General features: G+C 61.9%; 13 protein-coding genes and 1 pseudogene. 10 read left to right on the forward strand and 4 right to left on the reverse strand.

The window, feature by feature from the left end; all coding sequences use genetic code 11:
• Positions 1-334: pseudogene (locus APH42_RS13300) on the reverse strand (sulfonate ABC transporter substrate-binding protein); the annotation flags it as partial.
• A gap of 194 nt (positions 335-528) precedes the next feature.
• Here APH42_RS13300 and APH42_RS13305 point away from each other — a divergent pair.
• The 5 genes from APH42_RS13305 (at position 529) to APH42_RS13325 (ending at position 8,723) form a co-directional block, all read left to right on the forward strand.
• Positions 529-1,137, forward strand: coding sequence for a cysteine dioxygenase (locus APH42_RS13305; RefSeq protein WP_060493471.1), 609 nt, complete (start codon positions 529-531; stop codon positions 1,135-1,137).
• Positions 1,134-2,720 carry a rhodanese-related sulfurtransferase gene (locus APH42_RS13310; protein WP_060493472.1) on the forward strand — a complete coding sequence of 529 codons (1,587 nt, stop codon included), beginning with the start codon at positions 1,134-1,136 and terminating at the stop codon, positions 2,718-2,720. Before APH42_RS13305 ends, APH42_RS13310 begins: the two co-directional genes overlap by 4 nt.
• A gap of 157 nt (positions 2,721-2,877) precedes the next feature.
• Positions 2,878-4,119: a multidrug efflux RND transporter periplasmic adaptor subunit MexE gene (mexE, locus tag APH42_RS13315; protein ID WP_012272152.1), complete on the forward strand. Its 1,242-nt coding sequence runs from the start codon at positions 2,878-2,880 to the stop codon at positions 4,117-4,119.
• 12 nt (positions 4,120-4,131) lie between these two features.
• Entirely contained in the window at positions 4,132-7,311 is a 3,180-nt protein-coding gene (locus APH42_RS13320) for an efflux RND transporter permease subunit (protein ID WP_060493473.1), read from the forward strand.
• On the forward strand, positions 7,308-8,723 hold the full coding sequence (locus APH42_RS13325; protein WP_012272150.1) for an efflux transporter outer membrane subunit: 1,416 nt from the start codon (positions 7,308-7,310) through the stop codon (positions 8,721-8,723). The genes APH42_RS13320 and APH42_RS13325 overlap by 4 nt, the downstream gene beginning before the upstream one ends.
• 119 nt (positions 8,724-8,842) lie before the next feature.
• Here the strand turns inward: APH42_RS13325 and APH42_RS13330 are convergent, their stop codons facing one another.
• Positions 8,843-9,430: a TetR/AcrR family transcriptional regulator gene (locus APH42_RS13330; RefSeq protein ID WP_012272149.1), complete on the reverse strand. Its 588-nt coding sequence runs from the start codon at positions 9,428-9,430 to the stop codon at positions 8,843-8,845.
• A gap of 136 nt (positions 9,431-9,566) precedes the next feature.
• Between APH42_RS13330 and APH42_RS13335 the strand changes: the two genes are divergently transcribed.
• Complete coding sequence (locus APH42_RS13335; RefSeq protein WP_060493474.1) at positions 9,567-10,622, forward strand: HEAT repeat domain-containing protein; 1,056 nt, start codon at positions 9,567-9,569, stop codon at positions 10,620-10,622.
• Positions 10,623-10,702: 80 nt separating this feature from the next.
• Positions 10,703-12,319, forward strand: a complete 1,617-nt coding sequence (locus APH42_RS13340) for a response regulator (RefSeq protein ID WP_060493475.1) — start codon at positions 10,703-10,705, stop codon at positions 12,317-12,319.
• 6 nt (positions 12,320-12,325) lie between these two features.
• Here APH42_RS13340 and APH42_RS13345 read toward each other — a convergent pair whose 3' ends face one another.
• A complete protein-coding gene (locus APH42_RS13345) occupies positions 12,326-14,449 on the reverse strand; it encodes a PAS domain-containing sensor histidine kinase (RefSeq protein ID WP_060493494.1) in 2,124 nt (707 codons plus the stop codon).
• A 90-nt stretch (positions 14,450-14,539) separates the two neighbouring features.
• Between APH42_RS13345 and APH42_RS13350 the strand changes: the two genes are divergently transcribed.
• A complete protein-coding gene (locus APH42_RS13350) occupies positions 14,540-15,226 on the forward strand; it encodes a type 1 glutamine amidotransferase domain-containing protein (protein ID WP_060493476.1) in 687 nt (228 codons plus the stop codon).
• 133 nt (positions 15,227-15,359) lie between these two features.
• Positions 15,360-16,166 carry a CSS-motif domain-containing protein gene (locus APH42_RS13355; protein ID WP_060493477.1) on the forward strand — a complete coding sequence of 269 codons (807 nt, stop codon included), beginning with the start codon at positions 15,360-15,362 and terminating at the stop codon, positions 16,164-16,166.
• A 24-nt stretch (positions 16,167-16,190) separates the two neighbouring features.
• Here APH42_RS13355 and hppD read toward each other — a convergent pair whose 3' ends face one another.
• Positions 16,191-17,267, reverse strand: coding sequence for a 4-hydroxyphenylpyruvate dioxygenase (gene hppD / locus APH42_RS13360; RefSeq protein WP_012272143.1), 1,077 nt, complete (start codon positions 17,265-17,267; stop codon positions 16,191-16,193).
• 300 nt (positions 17,268-17,567) lie between these two features.
• On the opposite strand from hppD, the gene APH42_RS13365 reads away from it, so the two are divergent.
• The gene (locus tag APH42_RS13365; protein WP_060493478.1) at positions 17,568-19,154 is read left to right on the forward strand and encodes a cyclic diguanylate phosphodiesterase; all 1,587 of its coding nucleotides are present in this window, start codon (positions 17,568-17,570) and stop codon (positions 19,152-19,154) included.
• Positions 19,155-19,156: the final 2 nt, after the last annotated feature.

Consider the following 19,156-nt stretch of genomic DNA (forward strand, 5'->3'; position numbering starts at 1 on the left):
AGTCCTTGCGTGCCAGGATGGCCACGCCATCGAGGTTCTGCCGGCTGACCGCGATCACCTTGATCGGCGCGCCCAATGCCCCGAGGAACAACGGCGGCGCATCGCCCAGCAAGCCGATGTCCAGGCTGCCCACATTCAGCGCCTCGGCCACCGGCGAACCGGCGGTAAATTGCTTCCATTCGAGGGTATACGGCAGGTCTTCGAGCACACCGGCTGCTTCCATCACGGCACGGGCATTGAAGCTCTGGTCGCCGACCACCAGGGTTTGTGCAGCGGCGGCCAGGCTTAGGGAGCTGGCCAGCACACCGGCGGCCAATTGCTTGAGGTATCGCACGTTCGTCTCCAGGTACCGTCGGGTACATAAGGCCGATCCGCGCGTGCGGTCTCGTAGGTTGTACGTTCATTTGAAAACAGATCGGGGCAATCTGTAAATGCATTTTATGCATATTAGCTTATGCATATTTTTACTTTTGAGAATATTTAGCGCATTTGCTAGGGTTAAGCAAAACCGCCAGCCGAGCCTGAACCATGAGCCAACCCCTACGCTTCGAGCGCTTGCGACACTTCATCGACGCCCTTTCGCAACTGCTGGACCGGGAAACCGACGAAGCCACACTCCTCGACCAAGGTCAGGGCCTGCTGCGCAGCCTGGTCGCGCATGATGACTGGCTACCAGAGGCATTGGCGCAGCCAGATCCAGCCCGCTATCAGCAATATCTGCTGCACTGCGATTCGCGCCAGCGCTTTTCCATCGTCAGTTTCGTCTGGGGGCCCGGCCAGCAGACGCCGATTCACGACCACCGGGTATGGGGCCTGATCGGCATGCTGCGTGGCGCCGAATACTCGCAAGGCTTCACCCGTAATGAACAGGGCGCCTTGCTGCCGGCGGGCGAGCCTGTGCGTATCGATCCCGGCCACGTCGAGGCTGTTTCGCCCCGCATCGGCGATATCCACCAGGTCAGCAATGCCTTCGGTGACCGGGTGTCGATCAGTATTCACGTGTACGGCGCCAACATTGGCGCCGTCAGCCGGGCGGTTTACCTGCCCGATGGCACCGAAAAAGCGTTCATTTCCGGCTACTCCAACCACCTTCTGCCCAACATCTGGGACTTGTCCAAAGAGAACCCTGCCCCATGAGCACCGTTGCCACCCGTTCCTATCACGCCATTCGCCAAGCCCTGCTGGCCCATGAAGAACTGGCACTGATCGATGTGCGCGAGGAAGACCCGTTCGCCCAAGCACACCCACTGTTCGCCGCCAACCTCCCATTGTCGAAACTGGAGCTGGAAATTTTCGCCCGCGTGCCCCGCCGTGACACCCCCCTCACGGTGTATGACGACGGCGAAGGGCTGGTTGCTCTGGCGGCCGAACGCCTGGTGGCACTGGGCTACAGCGATGTTGCAGTGCTCGAAGGTGGCCTGGCCGGCTGGCGCGCAGCCGGTGGCGAGCTGTTCCGTGACGTCAATGTGCCGAGCAAGGCCTTTGGCGAGCTGGTCGAAAGCGTGCGCCACACCCCATCGCTGGCGGCCGAACACGTGAAAGCGCTGCTGGACGCCAAAGCCGATGTGGTGGTGCTCGACGCCCGCCGCTTCGACGAATACCAGACCATGAGCATTCCTGGAGGTATCAGCGTGCCGGGCGCCGAGCTGGTGCTACGGGTTGCCGAACTGGCGCCCAGCCCCGCCACCCAAGTCATCGTCAACTGCGCCGGGCGCACCCGCAGCATCATCGGCACCCAGTCGCTGGTCAACGCCGGCATCCCCAACCCCGTGGCCGCCCTGCGCAACGGCACCATCGGCTGGACCCTGGCCGGGCAAACCCTGGCTCACGGCCAGGAGCGCCGTTTTGCAGCGGTCAGCGATACCACCCGCATCGACGCCGCTCAGCGTGCACGCCATGTAGCCGACCGTGCCGGTGTGCTGCGCCTGACGCGCGAAACGCTGGCCACCTGGCAGGCCGATAGCCGCCGTACTACCTACCTGTTCGATGTGCGCACGCCTGAGGAATACGCCCATGGCCACCTACCGGCCAGCCGCAGTGTGCCAGGCGGGCAACTGGTGCAGGAAACCGACCATGTCGCCAGCGTGCGCGGGGCGCGCATCGTGCTGGTGGATGACGATGGCGTACGGGCCAACATGAGCGCCTCGTGGCTGGCGCAAATGGGCTGGCAGGTAGGGGTGCTCGATGGTCTGTCGGTGGCGGACTTCAGCGAGACCGGCGATTGGCAGGCACCGCAGCCTGCACTACCCGCAGTCACCGAAATCGGCGTCGAGCAACTGCATGACTGGCTGCAAGCGCCAGGCACCGTGCTGCTGGACTTCACCAGCAGTGCCAACTACGTCAAACGCCACATTCCAGGCGCCCATTGGGCGATCCGTGCGCAATTACCGCAGGTGCTGGAGCAGTTGCCGGTTGCCGAGCGCTATGTGCTGACCTGCGGCAGCAGCCTGCTGGCACGCTTTGCGGCGGTAGACTTGCAAGCACTTACGCAAACCCCGGTGTATGTACTGGACGGCGGTACTGCGCGCTGGATTGCGGCAGGCAAACCCTTGGACAGTGGCGAAACCCACCTGGCGGTTGCGCGAACCGACCGCTATCGCCGGCCTTATGAAGGCACTGATAACCCACGCGAAGCCATGCAGGGATATCTGGATTGGGAGTTCGGGTTGATTGCCCAACTGGAGCGCGATGGCACCCATGGGTTCCGCGTATTGAGCTGAGATTGCCGGGGCGCTCTGCGCCCCAACCATGCCCGCCATCGATGATTGATCCGCACATATCATTCAGCGTGATAATAACCTTCGTCTCGTTCGATTCGTGCCTCACGCGCAACACACTCACACTCCGCCCACTACTAATACATTGGCGGAGTTCTCCATGGAACAATCACTCAAACCCTTGCGCTTTCCCCTCGCTGCCCTGGCAGTGGTGGTGATCAGCGCTTGCGGTCGAACCCCCGACGCCGTGCAGGCTCCCGCCGCGCCGAAAGTCACTGTTGCCAAGGTGATCGAACAACCGATCAACGAATGGGACGAGTTCACCGGCCGCCTCGAAGCACCGGAAACCGTAGAGGTGCGCCCACGGGTCTCCGGCCAGATCGACCAGGTAGCCTTCACTGAAGGCGCCCAGGTCAAGAAAGGCGACCTGCTGTTCCAGATCGACCCACGCCCGTTCCAGGCAGAAGTCCGCCGCCTCGAAGCGCAGTTGCAACAAGCCAAGGCCACCGCCATCCGCAGCGCCAACGAGGCCCGCCGTGGCGAGCGTCTGCGTGACAGCAATGCCATTTCCGCCGAACTGGCCGAATCGCGCAGCAGCGCCGCCGCCGAAGCCCGCGCCGGGGTCGATGCGATCCAGGCTCAACTCGACCTGGCACGCCTGAACCTCAGCTTCACCCGCGTCACCGCACCCATCAGCGGCCGCGTCAGCCGCGCCCAGTTCACCGCAGGCAACATCGTCAGCGCCGATGTCACCCCGCTGACCAGCGTGGTGTCCACCGACAAGGTCTATGCCTACTTCGACGCCGACGAGCGCGTTTACCTCAAGTACACCCAGCTGGCCCGCGAAGGCCAGCGTGGCCAGAGCACCCCGGTGTACCTGGGCCTGACCAGCGAAACCGGCAACCCGCACTTGGGCCAGATGAACTTCGTCGACAACCAGGTCAACCCGCGCACCGGCACCATCCGTGGCCGTGCGGTGTTCGACAACAGCGACGGCCAGTTCACCCCTGGGCTGTATGCGCGTCTGAAGCTAGTCGGCAGCGCCCAGTACGACGCCGTATTGATCAACGACGAAGCCGTAGGCACCGACCTTGGCAAGAAGTTCGTACTGGTCATGGACAAGGACAACAAGGCCGCCTACCGCGCCGTGGAGCTGGGGCCGAAGCTGGAAGGCCTGCGCATCGTGCGCAGCGGCCTTGGCAAGGACGACCGCATCGTGGTCAAGGGCCTGCAGCGCGTGCGCCCTGGCTCGCCGGTCACCCCAGAAGAAACGCCAATGGCCAGCGAACAGACCCTCGCCGCCCTCGCTCAGCAGCGCCAGGCCCTGGAGGCCAGCAACCCGGCGCCGAAGGTGGCGGGCAACAACGTGAAAGTCGCCAGCGCCCAGGCGCCACGCGGTTAAGGGAACCTACCGATGAACTTCTCGAAATTCTTCATTACCCGGCCGATCTTCGCCGCGGTGCTGTCGCTGGTGCTGCTGATTGCGGGTTCCATCTCGCTGTTCCAGCTGCCGATCAGCGAATACCCCGAAGTGGTGCCACCCACCGTGGTGGTGCGCGCCAACTTCCCCGGTGCCAACCCCAAGGTCATTGGCGAAACCGTTGCCGCGCCGCTGGAGCAGGCCATTACCGGTGTGGAGAACATGCTGTACATGTCCTCCCAGTCCACTGCTGACGGCAAGCTGACGCTGACCATCACCTTCGCCCTGGGGACCGACCTGGACAACGCTCAGGTGCAGGTGCAGAACCGCGTCACGCGTACCCAGCCCAAACTGCCCGAGGAAGTGACCCGTATCGGTATCACCGTCGACAAGGCCTCGCCCGACCTGACCATGGTCGTGCACCTGACCTCGCCGGATAACCGCTACGACATGCTTTACCTGTCCAACTACGCCATCCTCAACATCAAGGACGAGTTGGCGCGTCTGGGTGGTGTAGGCGACGTGCAGCTGTTTGGCATGGGCGACTACTCGCTACGCGTGTGGCTGGACCCGAACAAGACCGCTTCGCGCAACCTGACTGCCAGTGATGTAGTGGCCGCGATCCGCGAGCAGAACCGCCAGGTAGCCGCTGGCCAGCTGGGCGCCCCGCCCGCCCCCGGCTCCACCAGCTTCCAGCTGTCGATCAACACCCAGGGCCGTCTGGTCAATGAGGAAGAGTTCGAAAACATCATCATCCGCGCCGGTGCCGATGGCGAAATTACCCGCCTCAAAGACATCGCCCGGGTCGAACTTGGCTCCAGCCAGTACGCCTTGCGCTCGCTGCTGAACAACCAGCCGGCGGTGGCCATCCCGATCTTCCAGCGCCCAGGCTCCAACGCCATCGAGATCTCCGACGAAGTACGGGCGAAAATGGCCGAGCTGAAGAAGGACTTCCCGGAAGGGATGGACTACAGCATCGTCTATGACCCGACCATCTTCGTGCGCGGCTCCATCGAAGCGGTGGTGCACACCCTGTTCGAAGCCCTGGTGCTGGTCGTGCTGGTGGTGATCCTGTTCCTGCAGACCTGGCGCGCTTCGATCATCCCGCTGCTGGCAGTACCGGTGTCGCTGATCGGTACGTTTGCGGTGATGCACCTGTTCGGCTTCTCGCTCAACGCGCTGTCGTTATTCGGGCTGGTGCTCGCCATCGGTATTGTGGTGGACGACGCCATCGTCGTGGTGGAGAACGTCGAGCGTAATATCGGGCTCGGCCTGAAACCGCTGGAAGCCACGCAAAAGGCCATGAGCGAAGTGACTGGGCCGATCATCGCCACCGCGCTGGTGTTGTGCGCGGTGTTCGTGCCGGCCGCGTTCATCTCTGGCCTTACCGGGCAGTTCTACAAGCAGTTCGCCTTGACTATCGCCATTTCCACTGTGATCTCGGCGTTCAACTCGCTGACCTTGTCGCCGGCCCTGGCTGCCGTGCTGCTGAAGGACCACCATGCACCCAAGGACCGTTTCTCGCGGTTCCTCGACAAACTGCTGGGCAGTTGGCTGTTCGCCCCGTTCAACCGTTTCTTCGACCGTGCCAGCCACCGCTACGTCGGCGGCGTGCGCCGAGTCATTCGCTCCAGCGGCATCGCCCTGTTCGTGTATGCCGGCCTGATGGGCCTGACCTACCTCGGCTTCTCGTCCACCCCGACCGGTTTCGTGCCAGCCCAGGACAAGCAGTACCTGGTAGCCTTCGCCCAACTGCCGGACGCCGCCAGCCTCGACCGTACCGAGGCGGTGATCAAGCGCATGAGCGAAATCGCCCTGAAACAACCTGGCGTTGCCGACTCGGTGGCGTTCCCAGGCTTGTCGATCAACGGTTTCACCAACAGCCCGAACAGCGGCATCGTGTTCACCCCGCTCAAGCCGTTTGATGAGCGCAAGGACCCGAGCCAGTCGGCGGCAGCCATTGCAGCCGCGCTGAATACCCAATTCGCCGACATCCAGGACGCTTACATCGCCATCTTCCCACCGCCGCCGGTACAGGGCCTGGGCACGATTGGCGGCTTCCGCCTGCAAATCGAAGACCGTGGCAACCTGGGTTACGAAGCGCTGTACAAGGAAACCCAGAACATCATCGCCAAGAGCCACAACGTACCCGAGCTGGCAGGCCTGTTCACCAGCTACCAGGTCAACGTGCCGCAGGTCGATGCCGCCATCGACCGGGAAAAGGCCAAGACCCACGGTGTGGCGATCACAGACATCTTCGACACCCTGCAGGTTTACCTGGGCTCGCTGTACACCAACGACTTCAACCGTTTTGGCCGCACCTATCAGGTCAACGTCCAGGCCGAGCAACAGTTCCGCCTCGATGCCGAGCAGATCGGCCAGTTGAAGGTGCGCAACAACCTGGGCGAGATGATCCCGCTGGCGACCTTCCTCAAGGTCAGCGATACCTCCGGGCCAGACCGCGTCATGCACTACAACGGTTTCATCACAGCCGAAATCAACGGGGCCGCAGCGCCGGGCTACAGCTCTGGCCAGGCCGAAGCCGCCATCGAGAAGCTGCTGAAAGAGGAACTGCCCAACGGCATGACCTTCGAGTGGACCGACCTGACTTACCAGCAGATTCTCTCGGGCAATACTGCACTGCTTGTGTTCCCGCTGTGCGTACTGCTGGCGTTCCTGGTACTGGCTGCCCAGTACGAAAGCTGGAGCTTGCCGCTGGCGGTGATCCTGATCGTACCGATGACCCTGCTGTCGGCCATCACCGGTGTGATCGTGTCGGGTGGCGACAACAACATCTTCACCCAGATCGGCCTGATCGTACTGGTGGGCCTGGCGTGCAAGAACGCGATTCTGATCGTCGAGTTCGCCAAGGATGAACAGGCCAAGGGCCTCGACCCGCTGGCTGCGGTGCTGGAAGCCTGCCGCCTGCGCCTGCGGCCGATCCTCATGACGTCGATCGCCTTCATCATGGGTGTGGTGCCGCTGGTGTTCAGCTCCGGTGCAGGTTCCGAAATGCGCCATGCCATGGGTGTGGCGGTGTTCTCGGGGATGATCGGGGTGACCGTGTTCGGCCTGTTCCTGACCCCGGTGTTCTTCTTCCTGATCCGCCGTTTCGTCGAGCGTCGCCAGGCCCGCAAGGCCGAACGCGTTCAAGTGCTGGAGAACCATGCATGAACCTGCTCAAACCCCTGACCCCAAGCCTGCTGGCACTGGCCCTGGCGGCCTGTGCGGTAGGCCCGGACTACCAGGCCCCCGCTACCGAGCCTGCGCAGCTGGCCAGCGATGTGCAGGCCAAGGCCTACGACCGAAGCCGCTTCGAGAGCCTGTGGTGGAAGCAGTTCGACGACCCGGTGCTGAACCAGCTGGTGCAGGCTTCGCTGGACGGCAACCGTGATTTGCGCGTGGCCTTCGCCCGCCTGAAGTCGGCCCGCTCGATCCGTGAAGACGCTGAGAACGATCAGTTCCCGGTGGTCACCAGCCGCGCCAGCAGCGACATCGGCAAGGGCCAGATCCCAGGCCAGACCACCCAGCGGGTGAACAGCGAGCGCTACGACCTGGGCCTGGACATGGCCTGGGAGCTTGACCTGTTCGGCCGCATCCAGCGCCAGATCGAAGCCAGCGAAGCCCAGGAAGCGGTAGCCGCCGCCGACCTGCAGCAGTTGCAAGTCAGCCTGATCGCCGAACTGGTCGATGCCTACGGGCAATTGCGCGGTGCCCAGTTACGCGAAAAAATCGCCCTGGCCAACCTCAAGACCCAGCAGGAATCGCGCACTATCACCGAAACCCTGCGCGATGCCGGCGTGGGCAACGACCTTGACGTGGTGCGTGCCGATGCGCGCCTGGCCGGGGTCGAAGCCACCGTGCCGCAACTGCAGGCCGAACAGGCACGGGCGCGGCACCGCATCGCCACCCTGCTCGGCCAACGCCCTGACGCGCTCAGCGTAGACCTGTCGCCCAAAGCCCTGCCGGCCATCGCCAAGGCGCTGCCGGTGGGTGACCCGGGTGAGTTGCTGCGCCGCCGCCCGGACATCCGCAGCGCCGAACGCCAGCTGGCGGCCGCCACCGCCAACGTGGGCGTGGCCACCGCCGACCTGTTCCCGCGGGTCAGCCTCAGCGGCTTCCTCGGCTTTACCGCCGCGCGCGGCTCGCAGATCGGCTCCTCGGCGGCCAACGCCTGGGCGCTGGGCCCGAGCATTACCTGGGCGGCCTTCGACCTGGGCAGCGTGCGGGCCCGCCTGCGCGGCGCCAAGGCCGATGCCGAAGGGGCATTGGCCAACTACGAGCAGCAAGTACTGCTGGCCCTGGAAGAGTCGGCCAACGCCTTCAGCGATTACGACAAAACCCAGCAACGGCTGTTGTCGCTGATGCGTCAGAGCGACGCCAGCCGCAAGGCGGCGGAGCTGGCCTCGATTCGCTATCGCGAGGGTACGGTGGATTACCTGGTACTGCTCGATGCCGAGCGCGAACGGCTGAGCGCTGAAGATGCACAGGCCCAGGGTGAGGTTGAGCTCTACCGCGGCATCGTCTCGATCTACAAGGCCCTGGGCGGTGGCTGGCAACCGGAGACCGTTGCCAGCGCCCGCTGACCCCCGTTTCAACGACTCCTTTGGTTGGTTCCTCCCCCAACCGTTTGCCCCGCAGGCCTTGGCCCGCGGGGCTTTTTTATGCCCGACAGCATCGGGGGCCGAGGCTCGGTACGCAGCGCTCAGGCCTTGTTCAACACGCCCCGCAACAGCAACTCCAGTGCGTTCAAACCCTTCAACAGCCGGCCTTGGCCGTCTTCCCCCTGTGCAATCCAGCAGGCGGCTTCCGCCAGGCTCCCGTAAATCAACGATGCCAACGCCTGTGGGTCGGCTTCGGCAATGACGCCCTGCTGCATGAGGTCTGCGATCAACCGTTGCATCGACGCAATGCACTGCCGTTGCGAACCCGGCGAAGCCCCGCCGAGCACCGCTTTGGCGTCACGCAACACAATGCGCTGAATCTCCGGCTCCAAGGCCATTTCCAGGTAAACCCGACAACGTTGGCGAAAGCCCTCCCAGGCATCTTCGGCCGCCTCCGAAATTGCTTGCAGGCGCTGGTCCATCTCGGCGTCGATCTGCTCCACCACCGCAGTCAACAAGCCTTGCTTGTCACCAAAATGATGATAAAGCGCCCCTCGAGTCAGCCCCGCCTGTGCGGTGAGGTCATCCATGGAGGTGTCCGCATAACCCAGCGCAGTGAAGCACTGGCGGGCGGTTGCCAACAGCGTGGCGCGGGTTTCTTCCATCTCGGCACGGGTGCGGCGAACCATGTGTCTCTCCTTACATACGCAATGCATGTAATGTCACCACGCAGGCCTGGCCCGTGGCAAGCAGCCTGTTCGGTTCGGTTGCAATTACCCCCCAGCTGGCCCAAGCTCTGCCCTTCCCGCCGCCACGGATCGTCAGATGCCCAGACGCAACCGCTACCTGATCGCCCTACTGTCGTCGATTGTGGTATTGGCCCTGTTCGGCTACCTGTGGCGTGATGCCCCACCCGCGCAGCCTACCTTGCCGGCACACAGCTACACCAAGGCGCTACGCCAGGCACACGACGGTCAGCCTGGAGCAGCACGGGTGCTGTACCAGCAATTGCAACGTAACGACCTGCCCGCCATCCGCCGTGCGGCGCTGTACACAGAGTTGCCCAACTACCCCTCGCCGCAGGCATTGAAACTCGCCAGCCAGGACCTGGAGCATGGCGACCCGCTGGTGCGTCGTGCGGCCATTGCGGGTATCCGTCGCCTGCTGCCGGCGGCGCAGCGCAGCCTGGTACTCGGCCCGCTGCTGGACGACGACGACCAAAGCGTGCGCTTTGCCGCCGTGGATGCCCTGCTAGGCCTCGATCCCGACGCCATCGGCCTGTACTTCGGCCCGCTTCAGGCAGCCCTTGAGCAATACCAGCAAGCCCTGGAACAGCAACCCGAGGATGCCGACGCGCAGGTGCACCTGGCGCGCCTGTACCTGCATGAAAACGACTACACCCAGGCCTCCACAGCACTGCAACGCGCGCTGGCGGTTGACCCCGGCAACCTCGACGCGCTGGCCACTCAAGTGCGCCTGCTGGAACGCCAGGGCCATCACGACGCCTCACGCCAAGTACTGGGCAAAGCCTTGGCGTTGAGCCCTGACTCGGCCTTTCTGCAGTACGAACTCGGGCTTTGGCTGAACCGCCACGAGCAGCGCGAATATGCCTTGCTGGCCCTTTCCCGCGCCGTCGAACTTGACCCGGACAACACAGACTATCGCTATACGCTGGCGGTTACCCTGCACGAACTGGAGCAACTCGATGCCGCGCAGAAGCAACTGGAAACCGTGCTCAATCGGCAACCCGCCAATCGTCGGGCGCGGGTATTGCTGATTCAGTACTGGAAAGAATCCGGCCAACTGCAGAATGTGCAGGTACTGCTGGCCGAACTGGAACGCCAGAACCCGGACGATCCCGTATTGCAACAGGGCCTGTAGGCCATTCCTGATTTATTGTTGAACCCCGTGCCAGTGCCCGGGGTCCAGTGGATAACAGGCCACCCTACAGGAGAGCCGTTTTGGCCAGTTCGTTGACGCTGGATCAACGTGCGTTGATTCTGGCACCCCCGCCGTTGGCGGCGGACACCTCGAACCTGCTCGCTCGCGCCGGCATCGCAAGCCTGTGTGCGGTCGATATGGCCAACCTGCAGGCGCGCCTGGCCGAAGGCGCAGGTTTGGCGATCATTGCCGAACAAGTGTTCAGCCATGGCCCATGCGAGTCGCTGCAAGCCTATATTGACCAGCAACCAAGCTGGTCGGACCTGCCCATCGTACTGGTGACCCAGGGCGCCTGGTCAGCCACTGGCGCGACTAATCACCCCGTGGGCAACCTGGCATTGCTGATTGCGCCCTTCGAACACGCCCAGCTGTTGCACATGACCCAGTCCGCACTGCGCAACCGCCGCAGGCAATACCTGATACGTGACCAGCTCCATGGCCTGCAGCAGCGCCTGGACACCCAGCTTGAGCCGCCAAACGAAGAACAGCAGCACAGCGAATTCTCCCGTTACCAAGTACGCAAGATGGAAGCCATCGGCCAATTGGCCGGCGGCGTCGCCCATGACTTCAACAATTTGCTCACCAGCATTGGTGGCAGCTTCGAACTGATCGAGCGGCGCCTGCACCAAGGCCGCAGCGACGGCCTGGACGGCGTGCTGAGCATGGGCCGCGAGGCTGTAGCACGCGCCGCCCGCCTGACACACCGCCTGCTGGCATTCTCTTCCCGACAATCGCTGCATAACGAACGAATCGACCTGCATACACTTCTGCAGGCAAAGCGCCTCAAGGCTCGGGTGAGCCCGGCGGTAGCCCTGCAGGTGCAGGTTGCCAAAGGGCTCTGGCCTGTGGAGGCAGACGACGAGCAGCTGCACGAAGCCCTGGACAACCTGCTGCTCAATGCCTGCGAGGCCATGCCCAGTGGTGGTCTACTGCGCATCGAGGCGAGCAATCAATACATCGCCACCGAGCAATTCGCCGACGGCGCTCTGCGCGAGGGCGATTATGTGCGCCTGCGGATCATCGACGACGGCCAGGGCATGGCACAAAGCACACTGGAGCACGCCTTCGAGCCGTTCTTCAGCACCAAGGCGACCGGCCAGGGGATCGGGCTCGGCTTGTCGATGGTGTACGGCTTCAGCAAGCAATCCCACGGGCATGTCACGCTGCACAGCGAGCTTGGCCAAGGCACCCAGGTAGAACTGTACCTGCCCCGCCATCGCGGTGAAGCTCGGCGAGTGTCCAGCCCAACGCCTCCCAAACAAGGCGATTGTAGCCGGCATGTCTTGGTGGTCGAAGATGACCCTGATGTGCGCCATCTGCTGTGCCAGGCTCTGCGCGACGACGGCTTCCCCTGCCACAGCGCCGCCAATGCCAACGAGGGTTTGAAAGTTTTACGCTCGGCACAAGCGGTAGACTTGCTGGTCAGCGATGTTGGCTTGCCCGGCATGAATGGCCGGCAACTGGCCGAAATTGCTCGCAGCCTGCGACCGCACTTGCCAGTGCTATTCATCACCGGCTATGCGGAGACAGCCATGGCCCGTGAGGGCTTCCTGGGCACGGGCATGCACCTGATCTGCAAACCGTTCGAACTGAAGCAGTTGCAGGCCCAAGTGACGCAGATTCTTGGCAAGCCCTGAAGCGCCCTACTCATCAAGCATGCGTATCGCTTCGTCGGCAAGGTCCGCCAGCGAGAACGGTTTATTCATTAACGCCGTGCCCGGCTGGCCGAGCAGTTGCGCTTCAATCGGCTGATCCGCATAGCCTGTGATAAACAGAATCTTCTGCTGTTCAAGTTGCATGCGCATGGCCTTGGCCACTTGCCGGCCACTGAAACCACCCGGCAGGCCGATGTCGGTGATTACCAAATCGAAGGGGCCGCCATGGCGGAAGCGGTCCAGCGCAGTATTGGCATCGCCCACGTCGGTCACGTTGAAACCACGCTCAGTCAGGTATTCGCGCATCACCGCGCGCAAGTTAAGCTCATCATCGACCAACAGCAGGCGCTCGCCTCTTGCCATACGCTGCGGACGCGGTGCCGGCGTGACCTCGTCCGGTACCGGCTCATGGCACCGAGGGAAAAGCATGGAAACCTTGGTGCCCTTTCCCTGGGTCGACTCGATCCAGGCATACCCGCCCGACTGGCCGACAAAGCCATAAACCATCGACAAACCAAGGCCGGACCCACGCCCGACGGGTTTGGTGGTGAAGAACGGTTCAAATGCCCTGGGGATATCTACCGCCGCCATGCCATGGCCATCGTCCTCGACATGCAAAGCCACGTAGTCGCCTGGGGGCAAGCCACCCTCATCCGGGAAAAAGGCAGTCAGCCGTTCGTTGACGCTGCTGATGGTGACATTGCCTTGCGCCAGGCATGCCTCACGGGCATTGGCGCACAAATTGATCAGCGCATTTTCAAGCTGGCGCACGTCCAAGTTCACCGCCCAGTGCGCAACATCCAGTTGCCAGTGCAAACGCATCTCTGCCCCCAGCGCCTGCAATAACAGCGGCTCGCTCTGACGTAACTGCCGATTGAAATTCAGCGGTCCAGGTGCCAACGGCTGATGGCGAGAAAACGCAAGCAAGCGATGAGTCAGTTCCATCGCACGCTGCACTGAGTCACGCGCGACCTCCACATAGGCCTCCACTCGCTCCAGGCGCCCGTCCTGCAGGCGCCGCTGCAGCAATTCGAGGCTGCCACCAATACCGGACAGCAAGTTGTTCATTTCATGGCCCATGCCGCCCGCCAACTGGCCTACCACCTCCATACGCTCGCTGCTGCGCATCAGCGCCTCGGACTGACGTGCAGCCTCTTCGCGCTCTGCGGTGATGTCCCGGCCAACCACGTTCAGAAGGCTGCCATCAAACCGCGCACTCCAGCAAAACCAGTGGTAGTGACCATCGCGGTGGCGCAGACGGGTCTCGATCTGTTCCGCATGACTGTCTTGCAGTAGCCCCGACACTGCCACTTGCACTTCGACACGATCGGCGGGGTGAACCAGCTCCAGTATCGGTATGTCCTGCACCTGTTCTTGAGGCCAACCCAAAATGCGGTGCCAGGCCGGGTTGGCGGCATGCAGTTTCAGTTCCGGGGTAATCGTCATTATGGCGTCGCGCGACAGCTGCCAGAACTGCTCGCGCTCGGCCACATGGCGCTCGACCTGCCGTTCAAATCCCTGCGCCTGCTCACGCCAGTGACGGTGCGCCTCGACGCTGGCTGTGGTTTCGATCACCGTATGCAGAAACCCGGCCACGTTACCGAGTTCATCATGCAGGGGGGCATAACCGAACGCGCACCATAGCGGCTCGGCGCCTTCGCCCCGGACGATTCGCAGGGGTGGGTCCTCGACGAAACTCGAGCGCCCCTCAAGTACGTTGAACACCCAAGGCCCCACTGCTGGCCAGACATCATGCCAAAGGGCATCGAACGTCTTACCCAGCGCATCATGGGTAACAACCCGCAGCGCCCGATAGCCATCGTTGTGCACCACACAGAGGTCAGGCCCCCAGACCACCGCACACGGGAACGGCGACAAGTGCATCATGTCTACAGCAATGCGCAATGAAGCCGGCCAGCGCGGCAATGGCCCGAGCGAGGTATGCCCCCACTCGAACTGGGCGATGCGTTCCCCCATCGGCTTGATCGATGACGAAACAAGCGACTGCCGTATAGCCTGCGGTACAGGCTCGCGTGGCGTACCGTTTGCGACCAATGTCGTGGCTCCAGCTGTGAATTCATTCAACTTAGCACAGCATGCATCGCACACCATGACGCCCTGGCTGGTGGCAGCTATGCTCATTAGGTTTTTCCTCGGGCCAGGGAGCAACGGCCCATTCAGGTTGCCGACGGGAGCGTGGTCATGAGCAAGAAAATACTGGTAGTACTGACCAATACAGCCAAGTATCCGACGCTGAGTCGGGCGACCGGGCTGTGGCTGGGCGAAGCAGTGCACTTTGTCGAGAAAATCGAAAAGGCCGGCTACATGGTCGATTATGTCAGCCCACAGGGCGGCTACATCCCCATCGACCCACACAGCCTGCAGATGGCCCCCGACCTGGACTGGCAATGGTATGACGACAAGGGCTTCATGAATCGCCTGGGCAGCACCTTTAGCCCTGGCCAGGTAAAGGCCGAAGAATACAGCGTCATCTACTACACAGGCGGGCACGGAGTGATGTATGACTTTGCCGAAAACCAACCGCTGCAGGAGCTGGCACGCAAGGTCTACGAAAATGGCGGCATTGTTGCCGCAGTGTGCCACGGTGTGGTCGGCCTGCTGAACATCAAGCTCAGCGACAATAGCCTGCTGCTGAAAGATCGGAAGGTAACCGGCTTTTCCAATATCGAGGAAAAACTGGTCGAGTTGGACAACGTGGTGCCCTTCCTGACAGAAAACGAGTTGGGTGGCCGTGGCGGCGTGTACAGCAAGCATGACGATCCATGGAAGCCATACGTGGTCGATGATGGTCGGCTGATCACCGGGCAGAACCCTGCCTCTACCGCGCTGCTCGCCGAAAAAGTCCTCGCGAAACTCCAGGGCAAGTAAAACCTTACATTAACCTTGTTGGTTTCCTATCGAGCAGACTGCACGCGGACTACAGCAGGCAGCTCATTGAAAACATAGGCTCAAGGCTCAGCTGTTCAACGCGAACAGCTTCGGGCCGGAGAACCCTTGTCCTATGTTGAAAATCTTGCACGCCGGGCGCCGCATGCGGGAGCTGCTGCTACTCACCACTGTGGGCCTTGTACCTGTGATTTCCGGTTTGCTGGTAATGATTGTTCAACTGGAAATGAAACTTGCGGAAAACGCGAACATCTCGGTTCGGGAAGCGGTGTTCAGCATCGATCAGGCGCTGAACAGGCTGAGCGAGGCTGCCCATCGCGCATTGCCACTTGCCGGCAAGCCCTGCGAAAACGTCAGAAGCGCTTTACAGGACCAGGTTGTCAGCCGCTCCATGCTCAGGTCATTGACCTTGGTGGAGGACAATGAAGCTTACTGCAGCAGCGCTTCAGGCTCAATGGACTACTTGTCGTCCTTGACGCTGTCGGGCCAACAGGTGGAACTGTCTTATGGGCAACCCGACAACCGCCGCAAACTGCGGGTCAACTTCTACCTGCAAAGCAATGGCGTCGGCGTAATCGTGACCGCGTATGCCTCACAGCTGCGCAATGAACTGGATGCTTTTCAGGATGGGCTGACACTGGTAGTGGAGTTCGACGATCGCTATATCTGGAGCAAGGGTGATAGCCGTGACGCACAGCCCCCCTCGCAGTCCGAGTTCTTGGCCAACGCCTTGTCGGCCAAGTATGGATACAGAATCAAAGGCGGCTATGCACAGGGTTTCACCGCCCAGGAAATACGCCAGTCCATGCTGCAGATCCTGCCATCGTTGATGTTGGTGGGGATCGCGACCAGCTTGATCGTGTATCTGGGCCTGTTCAGGACCCGCTCCTGCAAGCCTGAGAGCGCCGCCAACAACCCATGAAGGCAGGCGCTACCCAGAGCGGCATCAGTCGGTGCTCAGTACACCACGGCGAACTTGGTCCCGTTCGATGGATTCGAACAATGCCTTGAAGTTGCCTTCACCAAAACCGTCGTCACCTTTGCGCTGGATGAACTCGAAGAACACCGGCCCAAGCAAGGTTTCCGAGAAAATCTGCAGCAGCAGGCGCTTGTCGCCGGGCTGCGAGGCGCCATCGAGAAGGATGCCACGCGCTTGCAGTTGATCGACCGGCTCGCCATGGCCAGGCAGGCGCTCTTCGAGCATTTCGTAGTAGGTTTGCGGTGGCGCGGTCATGAAGCGCATACCGAAGCCCTTCAGGGCATCCCAGGTCTTGAGCAGGTCATCAGTCAGGAAGGCCACGTGCTGGATGCCTTCGCCGTTGAACTGCATCAGGAACTCTTCGATCTGCCCGGCACCCTTGGAGGACTCTTCGTTGAGCGGGATGCGGATCATGCCATCAGGAGCGGTCATGGCCTTGGACGTCAGGCCGGTGTACTCACCCTTGATATCGAAGTAACGGATTTCACGGAAGTTGAACAGCTTCTCGTAGAAGCCGGCCCAGTAGGCCATGCGTCCGCGGTAGACGTTGTGGGTGAGGTGGTCGATGATTTTCAGGCCGGCGCCCACCGGGTTGCGATCCACGCCTTCGATGAAGTTGAAATCGATGTCGTAGATCGAGCTGCCTTCCTCGAAACGGTCGATCAGGTAAAGCGGTGCGCCACCAATACCCTTGATCGCTGGCAGACGCAGTTCCATCGGACCCGTTTCGATTTCCACCGGCTGGGCGCCCAGCTCGAGGGCACGGGCATACGCTTCATGGGCATTGCGTACACGGAATGCCATACCACAGACAGACGGGCCGTGCTCAGCCGCGAAATACGAGGCGATGCTCTTGGGCTCGTTGTTCAGGATCAGATTGATGCCACCCTGACGGTAGAGGTGTACATCCTTGGAGCGGTGGGTAGCCACCTTGGTGAAACCCAGTATCTGGAAGACCGGCTCGAGTACGCCAGGGGTCGGCGAAGCCAGTTCGATGAATTCGAAGCCCATCAGGCCCATTGGATTGTCGAAGATATCAGCCATGTTCGTGTCCTCATCTGCAGCGAAATATTATTGATTGCGTGGGATGCGGAACAAAAACGGCGGTGAGCACGGGATGCCCCGCACGCTGCGAGCGAGGAAGCCACCTATGATCAGCTTGAACCCATGGTATGTCATATGGACCCATTCTCGGCGGGCTTGATCCTTCGGAAATGAAGGACCTTATTGTTGTATTCGTAAACCGATTCTACATTGCGTAAAAATTTTTGTCGCGTTTTAGTTGCTCGCACGGTCAGGCAAACGGCTATCCTCTCGTTTATCCCTCATAGTAGTCAGGTCAGCATGCCCCTCACCACCAAACGCCGCGCCGCGCTCAGCTGGCGTACCCTGTTGCCCTGGGTCGTCGGCGTACTGCCGGTAATGTGCGGCCTGGGCGTGATGAACTGGCAGATCGAGCGCGAAATGCAAGCCAGTAGCCAGGCCACCACCCGGCAGGCGGTGGAGCACGTCGAGCGCATCCTCGACAACCTGTCCGCTGCTGCCAATGCGCTGCTGCCCCTGGCTGGCAGCGCTTGCGATCAAGCCCAGCTCACGTTGCGGGCCCAGGTTACCCGCAATGCCTTCGTGCGCTCGACCAACCTGTTCAGGCACAACAACCTTTATTGCACCTCGTTGTTCGGCGAGTTCCAGGAACCGGTCAATGCAGCCGACTACGTAGACGGCAAGCTATGGCTGATGGACGGCAATTCGGTTACGCCTGGCCACCCGCTACTGGTATACCGTGCCAGCGATGGTGACCACGGTGCAATCACCACGGTGGATGGCGACCACCTGCTGACGGCATTGCGCCTGATCGGCCCCGATGAAGAACTGCAAATCCGCGTCGGCGACGCCTGGATGGGCAAAGACGGAGTGGTGCACAAAGGCGTACCACCTGCCGCCTCCAGCGCCAACGTGTTGCTAGGCTCCACGCGATACCCGTTTAGCGTGCAGGGCGGCTACAGCGCCAACAAGCAAGGCCAACTGTTACGCAGCCACTACCCGGCCCTGCTCAGCCTGCTGCTGGTGCTGGGGGTTGTGGCGGCGCTGGCATGCCGCTGGCAGATTCGTCGCGTCACCTCCCCCCGTGCCGAACTGGATCGCGCCCTGCAGGCCGATGAGTTTCTGCCGTACTTCCAGCCGGTGGTACGCAAAGGCGATTACCGCTGGGCCGGCGCCGAAGTGCTGATGCGCTGGAATCATCCACGAGAAGGCCTGGTTCGCCCTGACCTGTTCATCCCATATGCAGAACACAGCGGGCAGATTGTCGCCATGACCCGGGCGCTGATGACGCATACCGCGCAAAGCCTGGCACCTTATGCCGGGCTGATGGAGGACGGCTTTCATGTTGGTATCAACATCACCGCGGACCATTGCCGCGATCTCAGGTTGCTGGATGACTGCCGTACGTTCCTGCAACACTTTCCGCCCGGCCGGGTGGTACTCACCCTGGAGCTGACCGAGCGCAAACTGATCGAACCCACGCCCGTGGCCCTCGAACTGTTCGAAAAACTGCATGCCATGGGCGTAATGATTGCCCTCGACGACTTCGGCACCGGCCAGTCGAGCCTCAACTACCTCCGGCAATTCAAGGTCGACTACCTGAAGATCGACCAGAGTTTCGTCGCCATGATAGGTGCCGATGCGCTGTCGGTGCACATTCTCGAAAGCATCATCGAGCTGTCGGCCAAGCTGGGCCTGGGCATCGTAGCCGAGGGTGTCGAAACCGACATTCAGCGCGACTACCTGGCCGAGCATGGGGTGGACTTCCAGCAAGGTTACCTGTTCGCCAGGCCCATGCCAGCTGCCCAGTTCCTTGAAGCCCTGGCCACACGCCCGGGCGCTGCGCAGTTGCCGCAAGGCGCTGCCCCTGAGATCATGCGCGGCTGATT

It is taken from the genome of Pseudomonas sp. NBRC 111140 (genome assembly GCF_001320885.1).
Classification (GTDB): Bacteria; Pseudomonadota; Gammaproteobacteria; order Pseudomonadales; family Pseudomonadaceae; genus Aquipseudomonas; species Aquipseudomonas putida_P.

Bases quoted from the DNA above. Each gene is read 5' to 3' on its own strand.
- APH42_RS13345 (WP_060493494.1), bottom strand. From the start codon at position 14,449: ATGGTGTGCGATGCATGCTGTGCTAAGTTGAATGAATTCACAGCTGGA.
- APH42_RS13350 (WP_060493476.1), top strand. From the start codon at position 14,540: ATGAGCAAGAAAATACTGGTAGTACTGACCAATACAGCCAAGTATCCG.
- APH42_RS13355 (WP_060493477.1), top strand. From the start codon at position 15,360: ATGTTGAAAATCTTGCACGCCGGGCGCCGCATGCGGGAGCTGCTGCTA.
- hppD (WP_012272143.1), bottom strand. From the start codon at position 17,267: ATGGCTGATATCTTCGACAATCCAATGGGCCTGATGGGCTTCGAATTC.
- mexE (WP_012272152.1), top strand. From the start codon at position 2,878: ATGGAACAATCACTCAAACCCTTGCGCTTTCCCCTCGCTGCCCTGGCA.
- APH42_RS13335 (WP_060493474.1), top strand. From the start codon at position 9,567: ATGCCCAGACGCAACCGCTACCTGATCGCCCTACTGTCGTCGATTGTG.
- APH42_RS13305 (WP_060493471.1), top strand. From the start codon at position 529: ATGAGCCAACCCCTACGCTTCGAGCGCTTGCGACACTTCATCGACGCC.
- APH42_RS13365 (WP_060493478.1), top strand. From the start codon at position 17,568: ATGCCCCTCACCACCAAACGCCGCGCCGCGCTCAGCTGGCGTACCCTG.
- APH42_RS13330 (WP_012272149.1), bottom strand. From the start codon at position 9,430: ATGGTTCGCCGCACCCGTGCCGAGATGGAAGAAACCCGCGCCACGCTG.
- APH42_RS13325 (WP_012272150.1), top strand. From the start codon at position 7,308: ATGAACCTGCTCAAACCCCTGACCCCAAGCCTGCTGGCACTGGCCCTG.
- APH42_RS13320 (WP_060493473.1), top strand. From the start codon at position 4,132: ATGAACTTCTCGAAATTCTTCATTACCCGGCCGATCTTCGCCGCGGTG.
- APH42_RS13310 (WP_060493472.1), top strand. From the start codon at position 1,134: ATGAGCACCGTTGCCACCCGTTCCTATCACGCCATTCGCCAAGCCCTG.